Source organism: Streptomyces sp. NPDC006739, assembly GCF_042869815.1.
In the GTDB taxonomy this organism is placed as follows: Bacteria; Actinomycetota; Actinomycetes; order Streptomycetales; family Streptomycetaceae; genus Streptomyces.
In genome coordinates this window covers 639,370-657,249 of sequence record NZ_JBIAGM010000001.1, presented here as the reverse complement: position 1 = coordinate 657,249, position 17,880 = coordinate 639,370, and the positions used below count along the sequence as shown (strand labels likewise).

The 17,880-nt window shown below is 68.5% G+C and carries 20 protein-coding genes and 1 pseudogene; 17 read left to right on the top strand and 4 right to left on the bottom strand.

From position 1 onward, the window contains the following. Positions 1–50: 50 nt before the first annotated feature. The 3 genes from ACFYMM_RS03070 to ACFYMM_RS03060 all read right to left on the bottom strand — a co-directional run bounded on the left by ACFYMM_RS03070 (position 51) and on the right by ACFYMM_RS03060 (position 2,222). Positions 51–503, bottom strand: a complete 453-nt coding sequence (locus ACFYMM_RS03070) for a Pycsar system effector family protein (RefSeq protein WP_388383322.1) — start codon at positions 501–503, stop codon at positions 51–53. 83 nt (positions 504–586) lie between these two features. Then, entirely contained in the window at positions 587–1,375 is a 789-nt protein-coding gene (locus ACFYMM_RS03065; protein ID WP_388383176.1) for a hypothetical protein, read from the bottom strand. Between the two features lie 142 nt (positions 1,376–1,517). Next, positions 1,518–2,222, bottom strand: a complete 705-nt coding sequence (locus tag ACFYMM_RS03060) for a Crp/Fnr family transcriptional regulator (RefSeq protein WP_388383174.1) — start codon at positions 2,220–2,222, stop codon at positions 1,518–1,520. A gap of 401 nt (positions 2,223–2,623) precedes the next feature. Here ACFYMM_RS03060 and rpsL point away from each other — a divergent pair, with 401 nt between their 5' ends. From rpsL to ACFYMM_RS03035, 5 genes are all read left to right on the top strand, one after another. After that, positions 2,624–2,995 carry a 30S ribosomal protein S12 gene (rpsL, locus tag ACFYMM_RS03055; RefSeq protein WP_003948652.1) on the top strand — a complete coding sequence of 124 codons (372 nt, stop codon included), beginning with the start codon at positions 2,624–2,626 and terminating at the stop codon, positions 2,993–2,995. Between the two features lie 2 nt (positions 2,996–2,997). Beyond that, a complete protein-coding gene (gene rpsG / locus ACFYMM_RS03050) occupies positions 2,998–3,468 on the top strand; it encodes a 30S ribosomal protein S7 (protein ID WP_003998848.1) in 471 nt (156 codons plus the stop codon). Between the two features lie 39 nt (positions 3,469–3,507). After that, positions 3,508–5,634 (top strand): elongation factor G, encoded by a 2,127-nt coding sequence (fusA, locus tag ACFYMM_RS03045; RefSeq protein ID WP_388383171.1) that lies wholly within the window; start codon positions 3,508–3,510, stop codon positions 5,632–5,634. A 158-nt stretch (positions 5,635–5,792) separates the two neighbouring features. Further along, a complete protein-coding gene (gene tuf, locus ACFYMM_RS03040; protein ID WP_388383169.1) occupies positions 5,793–6,986 on the top strand; it encodes an elongation factor Tu in 1,194 nt (397 codons plus the stop codon). Positions 6,987–7,165: 179 nt separating this feature from the next. Next, the gene (locus ACFYMM_RS03035; RefSeq protein WP_388383167.1) at positions 7,166–10,228 is read left to right on the top strand and encodes a glycosyl hydrolase 115 family protein; all 3,063 of its coding nucleotides are present in this window, start codon (positions 7,166–7,168) and stop codon (positions 10,226–10,228) included. A 58-nt stretch (positions 10,229–10,286) separates the two neighbouring features. Here ACFYMM_RS03035 and ACFYMM_RS03030 read toward each other — a convergent pair. After that, a pseudogene (locus ACFYMM_RS03030) lies at positions 10,287–11,372 on the bottom strand (right-handed parallel beta-helix repeat-containing protein); the annotation flags it as partial. 667 nt (positions 11,373–12,039) lie between these two features. Between ACFYMM_RS03030 and rpsJ the strand changes: the two are divergent. The 12 genes from rpsJ (at position 12,040) to rplN (ending at position 17,879) form a co-directional block, all read left to right on the top strand. Continuing rightward, complete coding sequence (rpsJ, locus tag ACFYMM_RS03025) at positions 12,040–12,348, top strand: 30S ribosomal protein S10 (protein ID WP_003948644.1); 309 nt, start codon at positions 12,040–12,042, stop codon at positions 12,346–12,348. A 17-nt stretch (positions 12,349–12,365) separates the two neighbouring features. Beyond that, positions 12,366–13,010 (top strand): 50S ribosomal protein L3, encoded by a 645-nt coding sequence (rplC, locus tag ACFYMM_RS03020; RefSeq protein ID WP_005481233.1) that lies wholly within the window; start codon positions 12,366–12,368, stop codon positions 13,008–13,010. Positions 13,011–13,017: 7 nt separating this feature from the next. After that, positions 13,018–13,674: a 50S ribosomal protein L4 gene (rplD, locus tag ACFYMM_RS03015; protein WP_388383165.1), complete on the top strand. Its 657-nt coding sequence runs from the start codon at positions 13,018–13,020 to the stop codon at positions 13,672–13,674. Beyond that, complete coding sequence (gene rplW, locus ACFYMM_RS03010) at positions 13,674–14,093, top strand: 50S ribosomal protein L23 (RefSeq protein ID WP_388383163.1); 420 nt, start codon at positions 13,674–13,676, stop codon at positions 14,091–14,093. The genes rplD and rplW overlap by 1 nt, the downstream gene beginning before the upstream one ends. Positions 14,094–14,131: 38 nt before the next feature. After that, on the top strand, positions 14,132–14,968 hold the full coding sequence (gene rplB, locus ACFYMM_RS03005) for a 50S ribosomal protein L2 (RefSeq protein ID WP_031167077.1): 837 nt from the start codon (positions 14,132–14,134) through the stop codon (positions 14,966–14,968). A 12-nt stretch (positions 14,969–14,980) separates the two neighbouring features. Beyond that, positions 14,981–15,262 carry a 30S ribosomal protein S19 gene (gene rpsS / locus ACFYMM_RS03000; protein ID WP_003948639.1) on the top strand — a complete coding sequence of 94 codons (282 nt, stop codon included), beginning with the start codon at positions 14,981–14,983 and terminating at the stop codon, positions 15,260–15,262. A 43-nt stretch (positions 15,263–15,305) separates the two neighbouring features. Further along, the gene (gene rplV / locus ACFYMM_RS02995) at positions 15,306–15,653 is read left to right on the top strand and encodes a 50S ribosomal protein L22 (protein WP_388383161.1); all 348 of its coding nucleotides are present in this window, start codon (positions 15,306–15,308) and stop codon (positions 15,651–15,653) included. Next, the gene (rpsC, locus tag ACFYMM_RS02990) at positions 15,653–16,477 is read left to right on the top strand and encodes a 30S ribosomal protein S3 (RefSeq protein ID WP_094215512.1); all 825 of its coding nucleotides are present in this window, start codon (positions 15,653–15,655) and stop codon (positions 16,475–16,477) included. The genes rplV and rpsC overlap by 1 nt, the downstream gene beginning before the upstream one ends. Positions 16,478–16,482: 5 nt before the next feature. After that, positions 16,483–16,902 carry a 50S ribosomal protein L16 gene (gene rplP / locus ACFYMM_RS02985; RefSeq protein ID WP_030788270.1) on the top strand — a complete coding sequence of 140 codons (420 nt, stop codon included), beginning with the start codon at positions 16,483–16,485 and terminating at the stop codon, positions 16,900–16,902. After that, entirely contained in the window at positions 16,902–17,126 is a 225-nt protein-coding gene (gene rpmC, locus ACFYMM_RS02980) for a 50S ribosomal protein L29 (protein WP_003974259.1), read from the top strand. The genes rplP and rpmC overlap by 1 nt, the downstream gene beginning before the upstream one ends. Next, positions 17,126–17,413 carry a 30S ribosomal protein S17 gene (rpsQ, locus tag ACFYMM_RS02975; RefSeq protein WP_003992363.1) on the top strand — a complete coding sequence of 96 codons (288 nt, stop codon included), beginning with the start codon at positions 17,126–17,128 and terminating at the stop codon, positions 17,411–17,413. Before rpmC ends, rpsQ begins: the two co-directional genes overlap by 1 nt. Positions 17,414–17,510: 97 nt before the next feature. Beyond that, complete coding sequence (gene rplN / locus ACFYMM_RS02970; protein ID WP_003998823.1) at positions 17,511–17,879, top strand: 50S ribosomal protein L14; 369 nt, start codon at positions 17,511–17,513, stop codon at positions 17,877–17,879. Position 17,880: the final 1 nt, after the last annotated feature.

Here is a 17,880-nt window from a genome sequence, read left to right as displayed (position 1 = left end):
TCGGCGTTCCTCCTGTGCCCGCCTGGAGCCCGTGCCGGCCTGAGCGGGTGTCAGCCGACCAGCAGCGCCGTCGGCAGAAGCACCGTGCCCACGCAGAAGGCGATCAGGCCGGCGCGGATCCACTGGTGTTTGCGGGCCGCGATGCGACTGGTCTGGGTGAGGGCGTCGGTGAGCCGGGCGGCGGGGTCGCGCTCGGTGTCGGCCAGGGCGTCGGCCAGCCGGCCCTGACGGACGGCCTGCTGGACGTCGCCGAAGTAGCCCAGCGGGCGGCCCGGGACCCAGGCGCCGGAGCGGTAGCGGGGGAGTACGGCCAGGAGCAGCGCGAAGAGGGAGAGGGCGAGCGCGAGGGCGCCGGCCCACCACAGCACGGTGCCGGCGGCCGAGAGCATCTCCGGTCCCCAGTTCCGTCCGGCCACCAGCCCGGTGAACACGCCCGCCGTCATGCCCAGGGCGGCGACCAGCACGGACGCCTTGCTGTCGGCACGCGCGATCTCCCCGCGCATCTCGGCCAGCAGCCGCTCCCCGGCGACCACACCGGGCAGGGGAGCCGGCGGGGGCCCACCGGGCCTGGGCCGGGCCCCGGCCGTCACGCCGCGTCACCTCCGGTCCCGCCGAGGTGTACGTCCCCGGTCCCCTGGCCCCCGGACGCGCCGTGCTGGTCGGCGGCGACGGCACCGCCGCCGAAGTCGAGCACGACACCGCCCGGGGCCCGGCGTGCGGAGGGCGCCGCTGCGCGCCCCGGTGCCGGGCCGTCCCCCGAGGCACCCGGCACCGGGGCTCCCCCCACCCCCGTTCCACTGTGGTCGTCGGGCCCGGCCGCCCCCTGGGGCGGCGGGCCGTGCAGCCAGGCCTTCAGCGGGCCGTTCTCGCCGTCCACCGTCATCGGGTGGAAGTCCGCCGCCGGGATCCCGGCGCAGACGCTCTCGCAGACGCACAGCGCGAAGTCGCCGGGGCGCTCGCGCAGCGCTTCGCGCAACGGGCCGGAGTCGAGCAGGCGGCGGGCCTGGTCGAGGCCGGAGCCGGCCCAGCCGTACGGGGCGGTGGTGACGTACCCCGAGGCGACCACCCCGCGCAGCCGGATCTGCGCCGAACTGGACGCCATCCGGTTGACCGTGCGCAGCTGGGCCGGGATCTCGGTGAGCAACGCCCGCAGCAGCGCGGGCACGGAGGCGCCCGCGTCGATCAGCTCCATCACCGGGGCCGGGTCCCCCCGGCCGGCCCGCAGCCGCAGCGTCTCGTCGATGCCGGCGCGCTCCAGCGCGCGGTCGGTGATGTCGTACAGCATCCGCCGCAAGTAGGCCCGCTCGATGTCGTCCCGGTCGCTGTGGCGCTCGGTGTCGAGCAGCAGGATCGTCTGGCTCACGGGATCACTCATGGTCACCTTTCTCGCGAGGGCATGGTGCCTGGCGAGAACAGTGGCCCGTGGACCGGTGCGCGGAAGACGGCGGATGACCCACTCGAAGTGTGACCGTATGCACAGAAGACCGGATCGGTGTGCGCGGGAGGACCCCGAACGGTCAGCCGTCCCGCGCGATCCGGCGCAGCACGTCCATCCGCACGATCCGCAGGGTCCGGCGGCCGGTCACCACCACCCCCCGGTCCCGCAGCTCCTTCAGCAGCCGCTGGACCATCTCCCGCGAGGCCCCCACCGACCCGGCCAGCTCCTGCTTGCTGAGCGGGACCAGCAGCTCCACGCCGGTCTCGGTGTAGCGGGCGTTGGTGCGGGCCAGGTCCAGCAGGAGCACGGCGAGCCGTTCCCGGACGCTCAGCGAGGCGAACTCGACGCGGCGCTGGTCGGCGGCGCGCATCCGGTCGGAGGTGAGGCCGAGCAGGACGTAGGAGACCGTTGGCGAGCCGGTGAGGAACTCGGTGAAGCGCTCCCGGTCCACGGCGACCGCGCGGACCGCCTCCAGCGCGGTCACCGTCGCCGACCGCGGGCGGCCGGTCAGCGCGGCCGACTCGCCGACGATGTCACCGGGGCCGCGCAGCGCCAGCAGCGCCTCGTAGCCGTTGGCCGCGGCGGCGGTCACCTTCGTCCAGCCGTGGATGACGAAGAGGACGTAGGAGGAGGGTTCGTGCTGGTGGAGCAGCACGTCCCGGGGGCGGAAGGCCAGCTCGCGGCCCAGCCCGAGCAGCGTCTCGCGGTCGGCCCGTTCCAGCCGCGCGAGGAAGGGCACCCGGTCGTCGAGCCCGGTGCCGTCGGGTAAGCCGGCCGCCGTCATCCCGTTCCCCCGATCCCCGCGTCCCCCAGCAGACGGTCAACGTACTGAAAGGGTGGTTAACATGGGCACTGGATCAGAGGATGTTCACTCCTGGCCCACGCCGGACCCACACCGGGCCCACGGGACCCCCCGATGACGGGGGAGATGATTCCGGCGTGTCGGGGCGGACTCCATTTGTTTTGACCGAAGTCCTTGAGGTAGGTACGCTCAGACCTTGTGCCTGGGGTGTGCCCTGGCTCTCGTGCGTGCCTTCAACCGCATGGCGAGCCGTCACCGGCCACCGTAATCTGCGCCTTTCCCGCCTTCCGGCGGGAGTCTGCGGGATTCGACACACCCGACCGCGTGGGTCGGCGAAGTTCCAGGTTAGCTGTACCCATCGGCACACAGAAACCGGAGAAGTAGTGCCTACGATCCAGCAGCTGGTCCGTAAGGGCCGGCAGGACAAGGTCGAGAAGAACAAGACGCCCGCACTCGAGGGTTCGCCCCAGCGTCGTGGCGTCTGCACGCGTGTGTTCACGACCACCCCGAAGAAGCCGAACTCGGCCCTGCGTAAGGTCGCGCGTGTGCGTCTGACCAGCGGGATCGAGGTCACCGCTTACATTCCGGGTGAGGGACACAACCTGCAGGAGCACTCCATCGTGCTCGTGCGCGGCGGCCGTGTGAAGGACCTGCCGGGTGTTCGCTACAAGATCATCCGCGGCTCGCTCGACACCCAGGGTGTCAAGAACCGCAAGCAGGCCCGCAGCCGCTACGGCGCCAAGAAGGAGAAGTAAGAATGCCTCGTAAGGGCCCCGCCCCGAAGCGCCCGGTCATCATCGACCCGGTCTACGGCTCTCCTCTGGTGACCTCCCTGATCAACAAGGTGCTGCTGAACGGCAAGCGCTCGACTGCCGAGCGGATCGTTTACGGTGCCATGGAGGGCCTGCGCGAGAAGACCGGCAACGACCCGGTCATCACCCTCAAGCGCGCTCTCGAGAACATCAAGCCGACCCTCGAGGTCAAGTCCCGCCGTGTCGGTGGCGCCACCTACCAGGTTCCGGTCGAGGTCAAGCCCGGCCGTGCCAACACCCTGGCGCTGCGCTGGCTGGTCGGTTACTCCCGCGCCCGTCGCGAGAAGACCATGACCGAGCGTCTGCTCAACGAGCTTCTCGACGCTTCGAACGGCCTCGGTGCGGCCGTCAAGAAGCGCGAGGACACGCACAAGATGGCCGAGTCCAACAAGGCCTTCGCGCACTACCGCTGGTAGTCGCTACCCACATCGAGACCGAGAGAAGACTGAAGCCTTATGGCTACCACTTCACTTGACCTGGCCAAGGTCCGCAACATCGGGATCATGGCCCACATCGACGCGGGCAAGACGACCACCACCGAGCGGATCCTGTTCTACACCGGCGTTTCGTACAAGATCGGTGAGGTCCACGACGGCGCTGCCACCATGGACTGGATGGAGCAGGAGCAGGAGCGTGGCATCACGATCACCTCTGCTGCCACCACCTGTCACTGGCCGCTGGAAGACGTCGACCACACGATCAACATCATCGACACGCCGGGCCACGTCGACTTCACCGTCGAGGTGGAGCGTTCGCTGCGCGTGCTCGACGGTGCCGTGACGGTGTTCGACGGCGTCGCCGGCGTTGAGCCCCAGTCCGAGACGGTGTGGCGTCAGGCGGACCGCTACGGCGTTCCGCGTATCTGCTTCGTCAACAAGCTCGACCGCACGGGTGCCGAGTTCCACCGCTGCGTGGACATGATCTCGGACCGCCTGGGCGCGCAGCCGATCGTCATGCAGCTCCCGATCGGTGCCGAGGCCGACTTCAAGGGCGTCGTGGACCTGGTCCGCATGAAGGCGCTCGTGTGGTCCGCCGAGGCCACCAAGGGCGAGATGTACGACGTCGTCGACATCCCGGCCACGCACACCGAGGCGGCCGAGGAGTGGCGCGGCAAGCTGCTCGAGGCCGTCGCCGAGAACGACGAAGAGATCATGGAGCTGTACCTGGAGGGCGAGGAGCCTTCCGAGGAGCAGCTGTACGCCGCGATCCGTCGTATCACCATCGCGTCCGGCAAGTCGAAGGACACCACGGTCACCCCGGTGTTCTGCGGCACCGCGTTCAAGAACAAGGGCGTCCAGCCCCTGCTCGACGCGGTCGTGCGCTACCTCCCCTCGCCCGTCGACATCGAGGCCATCGAGGGCCACGACGTCAAGGACCCCGAGGTGGTCGTCAAGCGCAAGCCGTCGGACGAGGAGCCCCTCTCCGCGCTGGCGTTCAAGATCATGAGCGACCCGCACCTCGGCAAGCTCACCTTCGTCCGGGTCTACTCGGGCCGCCTGGAGTCCGGCACCTCGGTGCTGAACTCCGTCAAGGGCAAGAAGGAGCGCATCGGCAAGATCTACCGCATGCACGCGAACAAGCGTGAGGAGATCGACTCGGTGGGCGCCGGCGACATCATCGCCGTCATGGGTCTGAAGCAGACCACGACCGGTGAGACGCTGTGCGACGACAAGCAGCCGGTGATCCTGGAGTCCATGGACTTCCCGGCGCCGGTCATCCAGGTCGCCATCGAGCCCAAGTCGAAGGGCGACCAGGAGAAGCTGGGCGTCGCGATCCAGCGCCTGGCCGAGGAGGACCCGTCCTTCCAGGTCCACTCGGACGAGGAGACCGGCCAGACCATCATCGGTGGTATGGGCGAGCTGCACCTCGAGGTGCTGGTCGACCGTATGCGCCGTGAGTTCAAGGTCGAGGCCAACGTCGGCAAGCCGCAGGTGGCCTACCGCGAGACGATCCGCAAGGCCGTCGAGCGCGTCGACTACACGCACAAGAAGCAGACCGGTGGTACGGGTCAGTTCGCCAAGGTCCAGATCGGCATCGAGCCGATCGAGGGCGGCGACGCGTCGTACGAGTTCATCAACAAGGTCACCGGTGGCCGCATCCCCAAGGAGTACATCCCTTCGGTGGACGCGGGTGCGCAGGAGGCCATGCAGTTCGGCATCCTCGCCGGCTACGAGATGACCGGTGTGCGGGTCATCCTGCACGACGGTGGCTACCACGAGGTCGACTCCTCCGAGCTGGCCTTCAAGATCGCCGGTTCGCAGGCCTTCAAGGAGGCCGCGCGCAAGGCTTCGCCCGTGCTCCTGGAGCCGATGATGGCCGTCGAGGTCACCACGCCCGAGGACTACATGGGTGAGGTCATCGGCGACATCAACTCCCGCCGTGGCCAGATCCAGGCCATGGAGGAGCGGGCCGGTGCCCGCGTCGTGAAGGGCCTCGTGCCCCTGTCGGAGATGTTCGGCTACGTCGGCGACCTCCGTAGCAAGACGTCGGGGCGCGCAAGCTACTCGATGCAGTTCGACTCCTACGCCGAGGTTCCGCGGAACGTCGCCGAGGAGATCATCGCGAAGGCCAAGGGCGAGTAACGCACCGCGTTCACACGCCGTAGGCTTGACTCCGGAGCCTCCAGGGGCATTCCCCCGCAATCGCGGACGGAATGCCCCCGGGTTCCGGGCCTTTACAGCAAAGATCACCTGGCGCCGATGAAGTAAGGCGTACAGAACCACTCCACAGGAGGACCCCAGTGGCGAAGGCGAAGTTCGAGCGGACTAAGCCGCACGTCAACATCGGCACCATCGGTCACATCGACCACGGTAAGACGACCCTCACGGCCGCCATTACCAAGGTGCTGCACGACGCGTACCCGGACCTGAACGAGGCCACCGCGTTCGACAACATCGACAAGGCGCCCGAGGAGCGTCAGCGCGGTATCACCATCTCCATCGCGCACGTCGAGTACCAGACGGAGACCCGTCACTACGCCCACGTCGACTGCCCGGGTCACGCGGACTACATCAAGAACATGATCACCGGTGCCGCGCAGATGGACGGCGCGATCCTCGTCGTCGCCGCCACCGACGGTCCGATGCCGCAGACCAAGGAGCACGTGCTCCTGGCCCGCCAGGTCGGCGTTCCGTACATCGTCGTCGCCCTGAACAAGGCCGACATGGTGGACGACGAGGAGATCCTGGAGCTCGTCGAGCTCGAGGTCCGTGAGCTGCTCTCCGAGTACGAGTTCCCGGGCGACGACCTGCCGGTCGTCAAGGTCTCCGCGCTCAAGGCCCTCGAGGGCGACGCCGAGTGGACCCAGTCCGTCCTCGACCTGATGAAGGCCGTCGACGAGTCCATCCCGGAGCCCGAGCGTGACGTCGACAAGCCGTTCCTCATGCCGATCGAGGACGTCTTCACGATCACCGGTCGCGGTACGGTCGTCACCGGCCGTATCGAGCGTGGTGTCCTGAAGGTCAACGAGACCGTCGACATCATCGGCATCAAGACCGAGAAGACCACCACCACGGTCACCGGCATCGAGATGTTCCGCAAGCTGCTCGACGAGGGCCAGGCCGGTGAGAACGTCGGTCTGCTCCTCCGTGGCATCAAGCGCGAGGACGTCGAGCGCGGCCAGGTCATCATCAAGCCCGGTTCGGTCACCCCGCACACCGAGTTCGAGGCCACGGCGTACATCCTGTCCAAGGACGAGGGTGGCCGCCACACGCCGTTCTTCAACAACTACCGCCCGCAGTTCTACTTCCGTACCACGGACGTGACCGGCGTCGTGACCCTCCCCGAGGGCACCGAGATGGTCATGCCGGGCGACAACACCGACATGAGCGTTCAGCTGATCCAGCCGATCGCCATGGAGGAGGGCCTGAAGTTCGCCATCCGTGAGGGTGGTCGCACGGTGGGCGCCGGCCAGGTCACCAAGATCAACAAGTGACTCTGTCCGACCCGGCCGGTCACTGACCGGTAGGTCTCGAAGGGCCCGTACGACCTCGGTCGTACGGGCCCTTTGCCGTGCCCCGAAAGTATTCGACGCACCCGACCCGTTGTCCCCAGGGGCCACCCCCCTCAGCATTTGTCATGCCGGTGACCAAATTCGGTGTGGAGGGGTGACGCATGTCCGTCAGTCGCAGAACCGTCCTGGGCGCAGGTCTGGGGGCCGGCCTGGGCGCCGGGACGGCCGCGGTCCCCGCGGTGCCCGCGATGGCCGAGGGGGCGGCCTCGGCCGAAGCCGCCGGGGGCCTCCGGGTGACGGACCCCGGCGGCTACGTCTCCTTCACCGGCGGGGCGTTCTCGCTGGTCGGCGCGCCGGTGGTGGTCAGTCCCGACGATCATCCGGGAGTCGTACGGGTGGCGGGCGACCTCCGCGACGACCTCGAACGGGTGACGGGCGTACGGCCCGGCTCCACCATCGCCCGCTTCCCGGTGCTGGTGGGCACGATCGGCCGCAGCCGGCTGATCGACGGGCTGATCGAGAGCGGCAAGCTGGACGTCACCGGCGTACGCGGCCGGTGGGAGACCTCGCTGCAGACGGTGGTGGACCGTCCGATGCCCGGCGTGGAGCGGGCGTTCGTGATCGCGGGCAGCGACCCGCGCGGCACGATCTTCGGCGCGTACGACGTCTCGTACGGCATCGGTGTCTCCCCCTGGCACTGGTGGGACGACGTGCCGCCGGTGCGGCGCGAGGGGGTGTGGGTACTGCCCGGCAGGCACACCCAGGGCACCCCCGCCGTGAAGTACCGCGGCTTCTTCGTCAACGACGAGAACCCGGCGCTCGGCACCTGGGCGCCCGCGTACTTCGGACCGGGGAAGGCACCGGGGTACCCCGGGGGCTTCAACGCGGACTTCTACTCCAGGGTCTTCGAGGTCCTGCTGCGCCTGAAGGGGAACTACCTCTGGCCGGCGGTGTGGGGCAGGGCCTTCGCGGAGGACGACCCGGACAACCACCGCCGCGCCGCCGAGTACGGCGTTGTCATGGGCACGTCTCATGAGGCGCCGATGATGCGGGGCATCGAGGAGTGGAACCGGCACGCGGGGTCAGGGAAGGACCCGTACGGGGGAACGGGGGAGTGGTCGTACCGGCGCAACGCCGAGGCGATCCGCGCGTACTGGCGAGCCGGAATCCAGCGGATGGTGGACCAGGGCTTCGAGGGCGTGGTCACGCTGGGCATGCGCGGCAACGGCGACACCGGCCTGCCCGACGGCGACGGCATCGATCTGATGCGGGAGATCATCGCGACGCAGCGGCAGATCATCGAGGAGGTGACGGGGAAGCCGGCCGCCGAGACCCCGCAGGTGTGGACGCTGTACAAGGAGGTGCAGCGCTACTGGGACCGGGGCCTGCGCGCACCCGACGACGTGACGGTGGTCCTCACCGACGACAACTGGGGCAACATCCGCAAGCACCCGGACCCGGCCGAGGGGCCGCGGGCCGGCGGCTACGGCCTCTACTACCACTTCGACTACGTGGGCGCCGGCCGCAACTACAAGTGGGTGGACACCGCCAACATCCGCAACACCTGGGACCAGCTCCACCAGGCGCACGCGTACGGCAACCACGGCCTGTGGGTGGCCAACGTGGGCGACCTGAAGGGCAACGAACTGCCGACCGAGTTCTTCCTCGACTACGCCTGGAACCCGGACCGCCTGGACCTGGACCGGCTCGGGGAGTGGGAGCGGGGGTACGCCCGGCAGAACTTCGGCGCGGCGGAGGCGGGGGCGATCGCCGAGCTGCTGGCGGAGTACGGCCGGCTGCAGGCACGCCGCAAGCCGGAGCTGCTGAACCGCCGGATCACCGTGGCGGCGGACGGCCAGGTGATCGACGACGACCAGCAGACCCCGTACTACTTCGGGCACCGGGAGCTGGAGCGGGTGACGGGGGAGTGGCAGCGGCTGGCGCACACGGCGGACCGCATCGCGCGCAGGCTGCCGGCCGGGACGCGGGACGCCTGGTTCGAGCTGGTCGGCTACGAGGTGGCGGCGACCGCCAACCTGTACGCGCTACGGGCGGCGGAGTTCGAGAACCTGCTGTACGCGGGCCAGGGCCGGGCGGCGACCGACGACAGGGCGGCGGCGGCCGAGGCGGCCCTGCGGACGGACTTCGCGCTGGCCGACCGCTTCAACTCCACGGTCGCGGACGGCAAATGGCGGGGCTTCCAGACGCAGCCGCACATCGACTACGGGGATGTCGCCCGGTACGGCCCGAACGCTCCCTGGCAGCAGCCGGAGAAGGACAACGTGGCACTGCCGGACGTGCTGTTCCCGGCGGTGCGGCGGGTGGAGGTACCCGCCGGGGCCCAGCTGGGGGTGTCGCTGGACGGCGCCGAGGACTCCGGGCGGTGGTGGCCGGGCGGGGCGGCCGGGCAGGAGCCGGCGCTGCCGGAGTTCAGTCCGCACCAGACACGGCCGCGACAGTACGTGGAGATCTTCAACCGGGGCCGGACGCCCTTCGACTACCGCGTGGAGACGTCGGCGCCCTGGCTGGTGGCCGACCGGCCGCGGGGCCGGGTGGAGCAGCAGGTACGCGTCGAGGTACGGGTGGACTGGTCCCGCGCGCCGGCCGGCCGCGCCGAGGCCGCGCTGACGGTGAGCGGGGCGGGGGCGTCGGTGACGGTGGCGTGCGTGACGGACGATCCCCGGGTGCGGGGCCTCGGGGGCTTCGTCGAGGCGGGCGGGTACGTGGCGATCGACGCGGAGCACCACCACCGCGCGGTCGGGCAGTGGCGCCGGCTGGACGGCATCGGCCGTACGTCCGCCGGGATGACCCCGTGGCCGGTGACCGCTCCCCGCCGCACCCCCGGCGGCTCCTCCCCGCGTCTGGAGTACGAGGTGAGCCTGGTGTCGGGGCCGGGTGAGGTGACGGTGTGGGCGTACCTGTCCCCCAGGAACCCGGCCCTGGCGGCGGAAGGCCTGCGCTACGCCGTCTCCTTCGACGAGGACGCCCCGCAGCAGGTGGACATCACCGTGGGCGCGGACGACGGCCTGCTGAACGCGGTCTGGGCCCGCAACACGTCGGACAACGTCAACCGGACGTCGACACGGCACACGCTCGACCGGCCCGGTGTCCACCGGCTGAAGTTCTGGATGGTCGACCCGACGGTGGTGCTGCAGCGGCTGGTGATCGACACGGGCGGGTTGACGCCGACGTATCTGGGCCCGCTGGAGAGCCGGCGGATCTGAGGAAGGGAATCCGCCGGCACCGGGCGCCACCCGGTGCCGGCGGACCGGACCGGGTGGGTCAGGGGTTCACGACCTTGCCGCCGAAGGTCACCACGAGGTGGCCGTCGGAGGCGAAGGACCAGCCCAGGGCGCCGGAGTACGACGAGCAGCGGGAGCCGTTCGTCCCGGACCAGAACTGGTCGGAGCCGTCGGTGTCACCGGAGATCTTGTCGCTCGAACCGTTGACGGCGAACCGGCACGAGGTGTCGGTCCTGAACACCGACGTCCCCTTGTCGAAGGAGAAGTTGCGTTCGGTGTTGTCGATGCTGACGTCGTTCGAGACCGAGATCGTGCCGGGGTTGCTGTTGTACGTGAACCCGTGATGGCCGTTGCCGTACGCGATGTCGTGCCGGACCACGTGGTTGACCGCGATGGCGTCGCCGCCGAGCTTGTAGCCGTTGCGGTCGCCGTTCGGGTTCTGGGTGCCGTCGGTGAGGGTGCCGTTGTGGTACGAGAGGGAGTACTCGATGGTCACCGGGCCGATGGGGCCCGTGGCGGTCTTGGTGTAGAGGTCCCAGCCGTCGTCGATGTTGTTGTGGGAGACGTCGTAGCGGAAGACGTTCCCGGTGCCGGTGGTGAGCTTCGAGGCGAAACCGTCGGCGTTCTCGCCGGTGGCGTCCATGTTGTCGTGCGACTCCGAACTCACCACCAGGTTGTTCGACGGCCACTGGCCGTTGGGCGTGGTGGAGGCGATCCGGCCCAGTTGCAGGCCCGTGTCGCGGTTGAACGCCGTCACCGCGCGCTCGACGACGTTGTTGCTGCCGCCGATGAAGATGCCGTTGTCACCGGCGTGTTCGACGGTGAGGCCGTACAGGCGCCAGTAGTCGGCGTTCAGCTGGATCCCGCGGTTCGACGCACCCGCGCTCTGTCCCGAGAAGTCCAGTACCGGCTTCTCGCCCGCGTACGCGGAGAGGGTGGTACGGGCACCGGCCGTGCCGTTGTCGCCCGCCGGGATCGTGATCGTCGACGAGTAGTTGTACGTCCCGCCGCGCAGGTAGATGGTGCCGCCGGGGGCGATGCGGCTGATCGCCGAGGTGAGGGTGGTGGGGGCCGACTGCGTTCCGGCCGCGCCGTCGGTACCGCTCGGGGACACGTACAGCGTGCTGCTCGCTGCCTGCGCCGAGGTGCCGGACAGGGCGACGAGCGCGCCGGCCAGCAGGCTGACGCACGCGATGACGGGTCGCACTTGCATGGTGGTGCCTCCAGGTTCGTCCGTGACCAGGGGTTCCGTGCAAGGGAAAGCGCTTTCTCCGGAATCTCGTAGGCGAACGTAAGCGCTTGCTGTGGACGCGTCAATAGACCTGTACTTGATTCTTATTCATGAACATGAACACGAGCGGGGGTGTCCGGTGGGCGTGTGTTTGACGTGCGCCACTCCGGGGGTAATCTCTTCGCCCCGATTGGCCAGGCCCCCGACCCGTATGGCAGACTGTCCGAGTTGCTCGGTCGAGTGTTGATGCTGCGCGCCTCCCGCCGGGAGGACCGAAAGCGAGTCCCACAGTACTCGTCGCCCTAACTGCCACCACGGCAGCGCTGGGGCGGACGTACGGGAATCTTTCGGGAAGTGCGGTGCGGCACCGGCCAGGCGCCCGGTGGGCCTTCGCCCTCGGCTTGCGGTTCCGGAAGGGCCGTGTGCATTCCCCGCAGGGATGTTCGAACAAGGGACATCCGTGTCAGCGGGAGCGCGACACGCCCGACCGCGTGGGTCGGAGGAGAGGGAAACGGAACCACCGGGTTCCGGAGCGTAAGAGAGACAGGACTACTGAGTAGCCATGGCGGGACAGAAGATCCGCATCCGGCTCAAGGCCTACGACCACGAGGTCATCGACTCCTCGGCGAAGAAGATCGTCGAGACGGTGACCCGCACTGGTGCGTCGGTCGCGGGCCCGGTGCCGCTGCCCACTGAGAAGAACGTGTACTGCGTCATCAAGTCGCCGCACAAGTACAAGGACTCGCGCGAGCACTTCGAGATGCGCACGCACAAGCGCCTGATCGACATCCTCGACCCGACCCCCAAGACCGTTGACTCTCTGATGCGACTCGACCTCCCGGCCGGTGTCGACATCGAGATCAAGCTCTGAGGGCTGGTGATCTGAGAATGGCTAAGCAGATCAAGGGCATCCTGGGCGAGAAGCTCGGCATGACGCAGGTGTGGGACGAGAACAACCGCGTTGTTCCGGTCACCGTCGTCAAGGCCGGCCCCAATGTCGTCACCCAGGTCCGCACGAACGACGTCGACGGCTACGAGTCCGTCCAGATCGCGTTCGGCGAGATCGACCCGCGCAAGGTGAACAAGCCCCTCAAGGGCCACTTCGCCAAGGCCGACGTCACTCCCCGCCGCCACCTCGTCGAGATCCGCACCGCGGACGCCTCCGAGTACACGCTGGGCCAGGAGATCTCCGCGGAGGTCTTCGAGGCCGGCGTCAAGGTCGACGTGACCGGCAAGAGCAAGGGCAAGGGCTTCGCCGGTGTCATGAAGCGTCACAACTTCAAGGGCCTCGGCGCCGGACACGGCACCCAGCGCAAGCACCGCTCGCCCGGTTCCATCGGTGGCTGCGCCACCCCGGGCCGCGTGTTCAAGGGCCTCCGCATGGCGGGTCGCATGGGCAACGAGCGTGTCACCACCCAGAACCTGACCGTCCACGCCGTTGACGCGGAGAAGGGTCTGCTGCTCATCAAGGGCGCGGTTCCCGGTCCGAACGGCGGCCTCGTCCTGGTCCGCACCGCGGCCAAGGGGGCCTGAGGTACCGATGAGCACTGTTGACATCCTTTCGCCTGCGGGCGAGAAGACCGGTAGCGTCGAGCTCCCCGCGGAGATCTTCGGCGTGGAGAAGATCAGCATCCCGCTGATCCACCAGGTCGTCGTCGCGCAGAACGCCGCTGCCCGCCAGGGCACGCACAAGACCAAGACCCGCGGTGAAGTCCGTGGTGGCGGCAAGAAGCCGTACCGCCAGAAGGGCACCGGCCGCGCCCGTCAGGGTTCGACCCGCGCCCCGCAGTTCGCCGGCGGTGGCGTCGTCCACGGCCCGCAGCCGCGTGACTACTCGCAGCGGACCCCGAAGAAGATGAAGGCCGCGGCCCTGCGCCACGCCCTCACCGACCGGGCCCGCCACAACCGCATCCACGTCGTCACCGGCGTGATCGAGGGCGAGAACCCCAGCACCAAGGCCGCCAAGAGCCTGTTCGGCAAGATCAGCGAGCGCAAGAACCTGCTCCTGGTCGTCGAGCGCGCCGACGAGGCCGCGTGGCTGTCCGCCCGCAACCTGCCCCAGGTCCACATCCTGGAGCCGGGCCAGCTGAACACGTACGACGTTCTCGTCTCGGACGACGTGGTCTTCACCCAGGCCGCGTTCGAGTCCTTCGTGTCTGGCCCCAAGGCCGCTGACACCGAAGGGAGCGAGGCCTGATGGCTACGCGTCACCCGAGCATCGCCTCGAAGGCCGCCAAGGCCGCCAAGGCCGCGCGCGTCGCCAAGGCGAAGCGCCACGCCACCGAGGGCAAGAACACCGTCGAGACCCCGCTGAGCAAGTCGTTCACGGACCCCCGTGACGTGCTGCTCAAGCCGGTCGTCTCGGAGAAGAGCTACGCGCTCCTCGACGACAACAAGTACACGTTCATCGTCGCCCCGGGCGCCAACAAGACCCAGATCAAGCAGGCCGTCCAGGCGGTCTTCTCGGTCAAGGTCACCGGGGTCAACACGATCAACCGCCAGGGCAAGCGCAAGCGCACCAAGACCGGTTTCGGTCAGCGCGCCGGCAGCAAGCGCGCGATCGTGACCCTCGCCGAGGGCGACCGTATCGACATCTTCGGCGGTCCGACCGCGTAAGCGGGTCGGATCGTCCGATATCGGACGAGGACTGAGAAATGGGAATCCGCAAGTACAAGCCGACTACGCCGGGCCGTCGTGGCGCCAGCGTCGCCGACTTCGTCGAGGTCACGCGGTCCACGCCGGAGAAGTCGCTGGTCCGCCCCCTGCACAGCAAGGGCGGCCGTAACAACGCCGGTCGTGTGACCGTTCGCCACCAGGGTGGCGGACACAAGCGCGCCTACCGAGTGATCGACTTCCGTCGTCACGACAAGGACGGCGTGCCGGCGAAGGTCGCGCACATCGAGTACGACCCCAACCGCACCGCGCGCATCGCGCTGCTGCACTACGCCGACGGCGAGAAGCGCTACATCCTCGCCCCGCGCAACCTGCAGCAGGGTGACCGCGTCGAGAACGGTCCCGGGGCCGACATCAAGCCGGGCAACAACCTGGCCCTCCGCAACATCCCGGTCGGTACCACGATCCACGCGATCGAGCTCCGTCCCGGTGGCGGTGCCAAGTTCGCCCGCTCCGCCGGTGCCTCCGTGCAGCTGCTCGCGAAGGAGGGCTCGATGGCCCACCTGCGCATGCCGTCCGGCGAGATCCGGCTGGTCGACGTCCGCTGCCGCGCCACCATCGGCGAGGTCGGCAACGCCGAGCAGTCCAACATCAACTGGGGCAAGGCGGGCCGTAAGCGCTGGCTGGGCGTTCGCCCGACCGTGCGTGGCGTGGTCATGAACCCGGTTGACCACCCGCACGGTGGTGGTGAGGGCCGGACCTCCGGTGGCCGCCACCCCGTGTCCCCGTGGGGCAAGAAGGAAGGCCGTACTCGTTCGCCCAAGAAGGCGTCGAACAAGTACATCGTCCGCCGCCGCAAGACGAACAAGAAGCGCTAAGGACGGGTTGAGATGCCTCGTAGCTTGAAGAAGGGACCCTTCGTCGACGACCACCTGATCAAGAAGGTGGACGTCCAGAACGAAGCCGGTACCAAGAACGTCATCAAGACCTGGTCCCGTCGCTCGATGATCGTCCCGGCGATGCTCGGCCACACGATCGCGGTGCACAACGGCAAGACCCACATCCCGGTGTTTGTCACCGAGTCCATGGTCGGCCACAAGCTCGGCGAGTTCTCGCCGACCCGCACCTTCCGGGGTCACGTCAAGGACGACCGGAAGTCGAAGCGCCGCTAGTAGCGGGGTGGAATGACCAATGACAAACACTGAAGGGACAACCATGGAAGCCAGGGCCCAGGCGCGGTACATCCGCGTCACGCCCATGAAGGCCCGCCGTGTGGTGGACCTCATCCGTGGCATGGACGCCACGGAGGCTCAGGCGGTCCTGCGTTTCACCCCGCAGGCCGCGAGCGTGCCGGTGGGCAAGGTGCTGGACAGCGCCATTGCCAACGCCGCGCACAACTACGACCACACCGACGCCGACAGCCTCTACATCTCCGAGGCCTACGTCGACGAGGGCCCGACCCTGAAGCGGTTCCGTCCGCGCGCCCAGGGCCGCGCCTACCGGATCCGCAAGCGGACCAGCCACATCACCGTGGTCGTCAGCAGCAAGGAAGGAACCCGGTAATGGGCCAGAAGGTAAACCCGCACGGGTTCCGGCTCGGTGTCACGACCGACTTCAAGTCGCGTTGGTACGCCGACAAGCTGTACAAGGACTACGTCAAGGAAGACGTCGCCATCCGTCGGATGATGACGTCCGGCATGGAGCGCGCCGGCATCTCCAAGGTCGAGATCGAGCGCACCCGTGACCGCGTGCGTGTGGACATCCACACCGCTCGTCCGGGCATCGTCATCGGCCGCCGTGGCGCCGAGGCCGACCGCATCCGCGGCGACCTCGAGAAGCTGACGGGCAAGCAGGTCCAGCTGAACATCCTCGAGGTCAAGAACCCCGAGACGGACGCTCAGCTGGTCGCGCAGGCCGTCGCCGAGCAGCTCTCCTCCCGCGTCTCCTTCCGCCGTGCCATGCGCAAGAGCATGCAGTCGGCGATGAAGGCCGGCGCCAAGGGCATCAAGATCCAGTGCGGTGGCCGCCTCGGCGGCGCCGAGATGTCCCGCTCGGAGTTCTACCGCGAGGGCCGTGTGCCCCTGCACACCCTCCGCGCGAACGTGGACTACGGCTTCTTCGAGGCCAAGACGACCTTCGGCCGTATCGGTGTGAAGGTCTGGATCTACAAGGGCGACGTCAAGAACATCGCCGAGGTCCGCGCCGAGAACGCTGCCGCCCGTGCGGGTAACCGCCCGGCTCGCGGTGGCGGTGCCGACCGCCCGGCCCGTGGTGGCCGCGGTGGCGAGCGGCGCGGTCGCAAGCCGCAGCAGGCTGCCGGCGCCGAGGCCCCCAAGGCCGAGGCTCCCGCGTCCGCTCCGGCTGAGAGCACCGGAACGGAGGCCTGACCGACATGCTGATCCCCCGTAGGGTCAAGCACCGCAAGCAGCACCACCCGAAGCGTCGCGGTGAGGCCAAGGGCGGTACGACGGTCGCGTTCGGCGAGTACGGCATCCAGGCCCTCACGCCGGCGTACGTGACCAACCGCCAGATCGAGGCGGCCCGTATCGCGATGACCCGCCACATCAAGCGTGGCGGCAAGGTCTGGATCAACATCTACCCGGACCGCCCGCTGACCAAGAAGCCCGCCGAGACCCGCATGGGTTCCGGTAAGGGTTCGCCGGAGTGGTGGATCGCGAACGTTCACCCGGGCCGGGTGATGTTCGAGCTGTCCTACCCGAACGAGAAGATTGCGCGTGAGGCCCTCACTCGTGCGGCCCACAAGCTGCCGATGAAGTGCCGGATCGTCAAGCGCGAGGCAGGTGAAGCGTGATGTCGGCCGGTACCAAGGCGTCCGAGCTGCGCGAGCTGGGCAACGAGGAGCTTCTGGCGAAGCTCCGCGAGGCCAAGGAAGAGCTGTTCAACCTCCGCTTCCAGGCGGCGACCGGTCAGCTCGAGAACCACGGTCGGCTGAAGGCCGTCCGTAAGGACATCGCGCGGATCTACACCCTGATGCGTGAGCGCGAGCTGGGCATCGAGACGGTGGAGAGCGCCTGATGAGTGAGAGCAACGTGACTGAGCAGACTGCAGAGGCCCGCGGCTTCCGCAAGACCCGTGAGGGTCTCGTCGTCAGCGACAAGATGGACAAGACCGTCGTCGTCGCCGTCGAGGACCGTGTCAAGCACGCGCTGTACGGCAAGGTCATCCGCCGTACGAACAAGCTCAAGGCCCACGACGAGCAGAACGCCGCAGGCGTCGGCGACCGCGTCCTCCTCATGGAGACCCGGCCGCTGTCCGCGACGAAGCGCTGGCGCGTCGTCGAGATCCTCGAGAAGGCCAAGTAATTTCCTGCGGGACCAACCCCGCAGGTCAGTTCCGCCAGGCTCCGGGGGCCGCTGAGAAGCGGTCCCCGGGGAACCGGCAGACGATCAGGAGATAGACGTGATCCAGCAGGAGTCGCGACTGCGTGTCGCCGACAACACTGGTGCGAAGGAAATCCTTTGCATCCGTGTGCTCGGTGGCTCCGGTCGCCGCTACGCGGGCATCGGTGACGTCATCGTCGCCACCGTCAAGGACGCGATCCCCGGTGGCAACGTGAAGAAGGGTGACGTCGTCAAGGCGGTCATCGTTCGCACCGTCAAGGAGCGCCGCCGTCCGGACGGCTCGTACATCCGCTTCGACGAGAACGCCGCCGTCATTCTGAAGAACGACGGCGACCCTCGCGGCACCCGCATCTTCGGCCCGGTCGGGCGTGAGCTGCGCGAGAAGAAGTTCATGAAGATCATCTCGCTGGCTCCGGAGGTGCTGTAAG

Coding starts and splice junctions, on each gene's coding strand:
- ACFYMM_RS03070 (WP_388383322.1), bottom strand. CDS start 503: ATGCGCGGGGAGATCGCGCGTGCCGACAGCAAGGCGTCCGTGCTGGTC.
- ACFYMM_RS03065 (WP_388383176.1), bottom strand. CDS start 1,375: ATGAGTGATCCCGTGAGCCAGACGATCCTGCTGCTCGACACCGAGCGC.
- ACFYMM_RS03060 (WP_388383174.1), bottom strand. CDS start 2,222: ATGACGGCGGCCGGCTTACCCGACGGCACCGGGCTCGACGACCGGGTG.
- rpsG (WP_003998848.1), top strand. CDS start 2,998: ATGCCTCGTAAGGGCCCCGCCCCGAAGCGCCCGGTCATCATCGACCCG.
- fusA (WP_388383171.1), top strand. CDS start 3,508: ATGGCTACCACTTCACTTGACCTGGCCAAGGTCCGCAACATCGGGATC.
- ACFYMM_RS03035 (WP_388383167.1), top strand. CDS start 7,166: ATGTCCGTCAGTCGCAGAACCGTCCTGGGCGCAGGTCTGGGGGCCGGC.
- rpsJ (WP_003948644.1), top strand. CDS start 12,040: ATGGCGGGACAGAAGATCCGCATCCGGCTCAAGGCCTACGACCACGAG.
- rplC (WP_005481233.1), top strand. CDS start 12,366: ATGGCTAAGCAGATCAAGGGCATCCTGGGCGAGAAGCTCGGCATGACG.
- rplD (WP_388383165.1), top strand. CDS start 13,018: ATGAGCACTGTTGACATCCTTTCGCCTGCGGGCGAGAAGACCGGTAGC.
- rplW (WP_388383163.1), top strand. CDS start 13,674: ATGGCTACGCGTCACCCGAGCATCGCCTCGAAGGCCGCCAAGGCCGCC.
- rplB (WP_031167077.1), top strand. CDS start 14,132: ATGGGAATCCGCAAGTACAAGCCGACTACGCCGGGCCGTCGTGGCGCC.
- rpsS (WP_003948639.1), top strand. CDS start 14,981: ATGCCTCGTAGCTTGAAGAAGGGACCCTTCGTCGACGACCACCTGATC.
- rplV (WP_388383161.1), top strand. CDS start 15,306: ATGGAAGCCAGGGCCCAGGCGCGGTACATCCGCGTCACGCCCATGAAG.
- rpsC (WP_094215512.1), top strand. CDS start 15,653: ATGGGCCAGAAGGTAAACCCGCACGGGTTCCGGCTCGGTGTCACGACC.
- rplP (WP_030788270.1), top strand. CDS start 16,483: ATGCTGATCCCCCGTAGGGTCAAGCACCGCAAGCAGCACCACCCGAAG.
- rpmC (WP_003974259.1), top strand. CDS start 16,902: ATGTCGGCCGGTACCAAGGCGTCCGAGCTGCGCGAGCTGGGCAACGAG.
- rpsQ (WP_003992363.1), top strand. CDS start 17,126: ATGAGTGAGAGCAACGTGACTGAGCAGACTGCAGAGGCCCGCGGCTTC.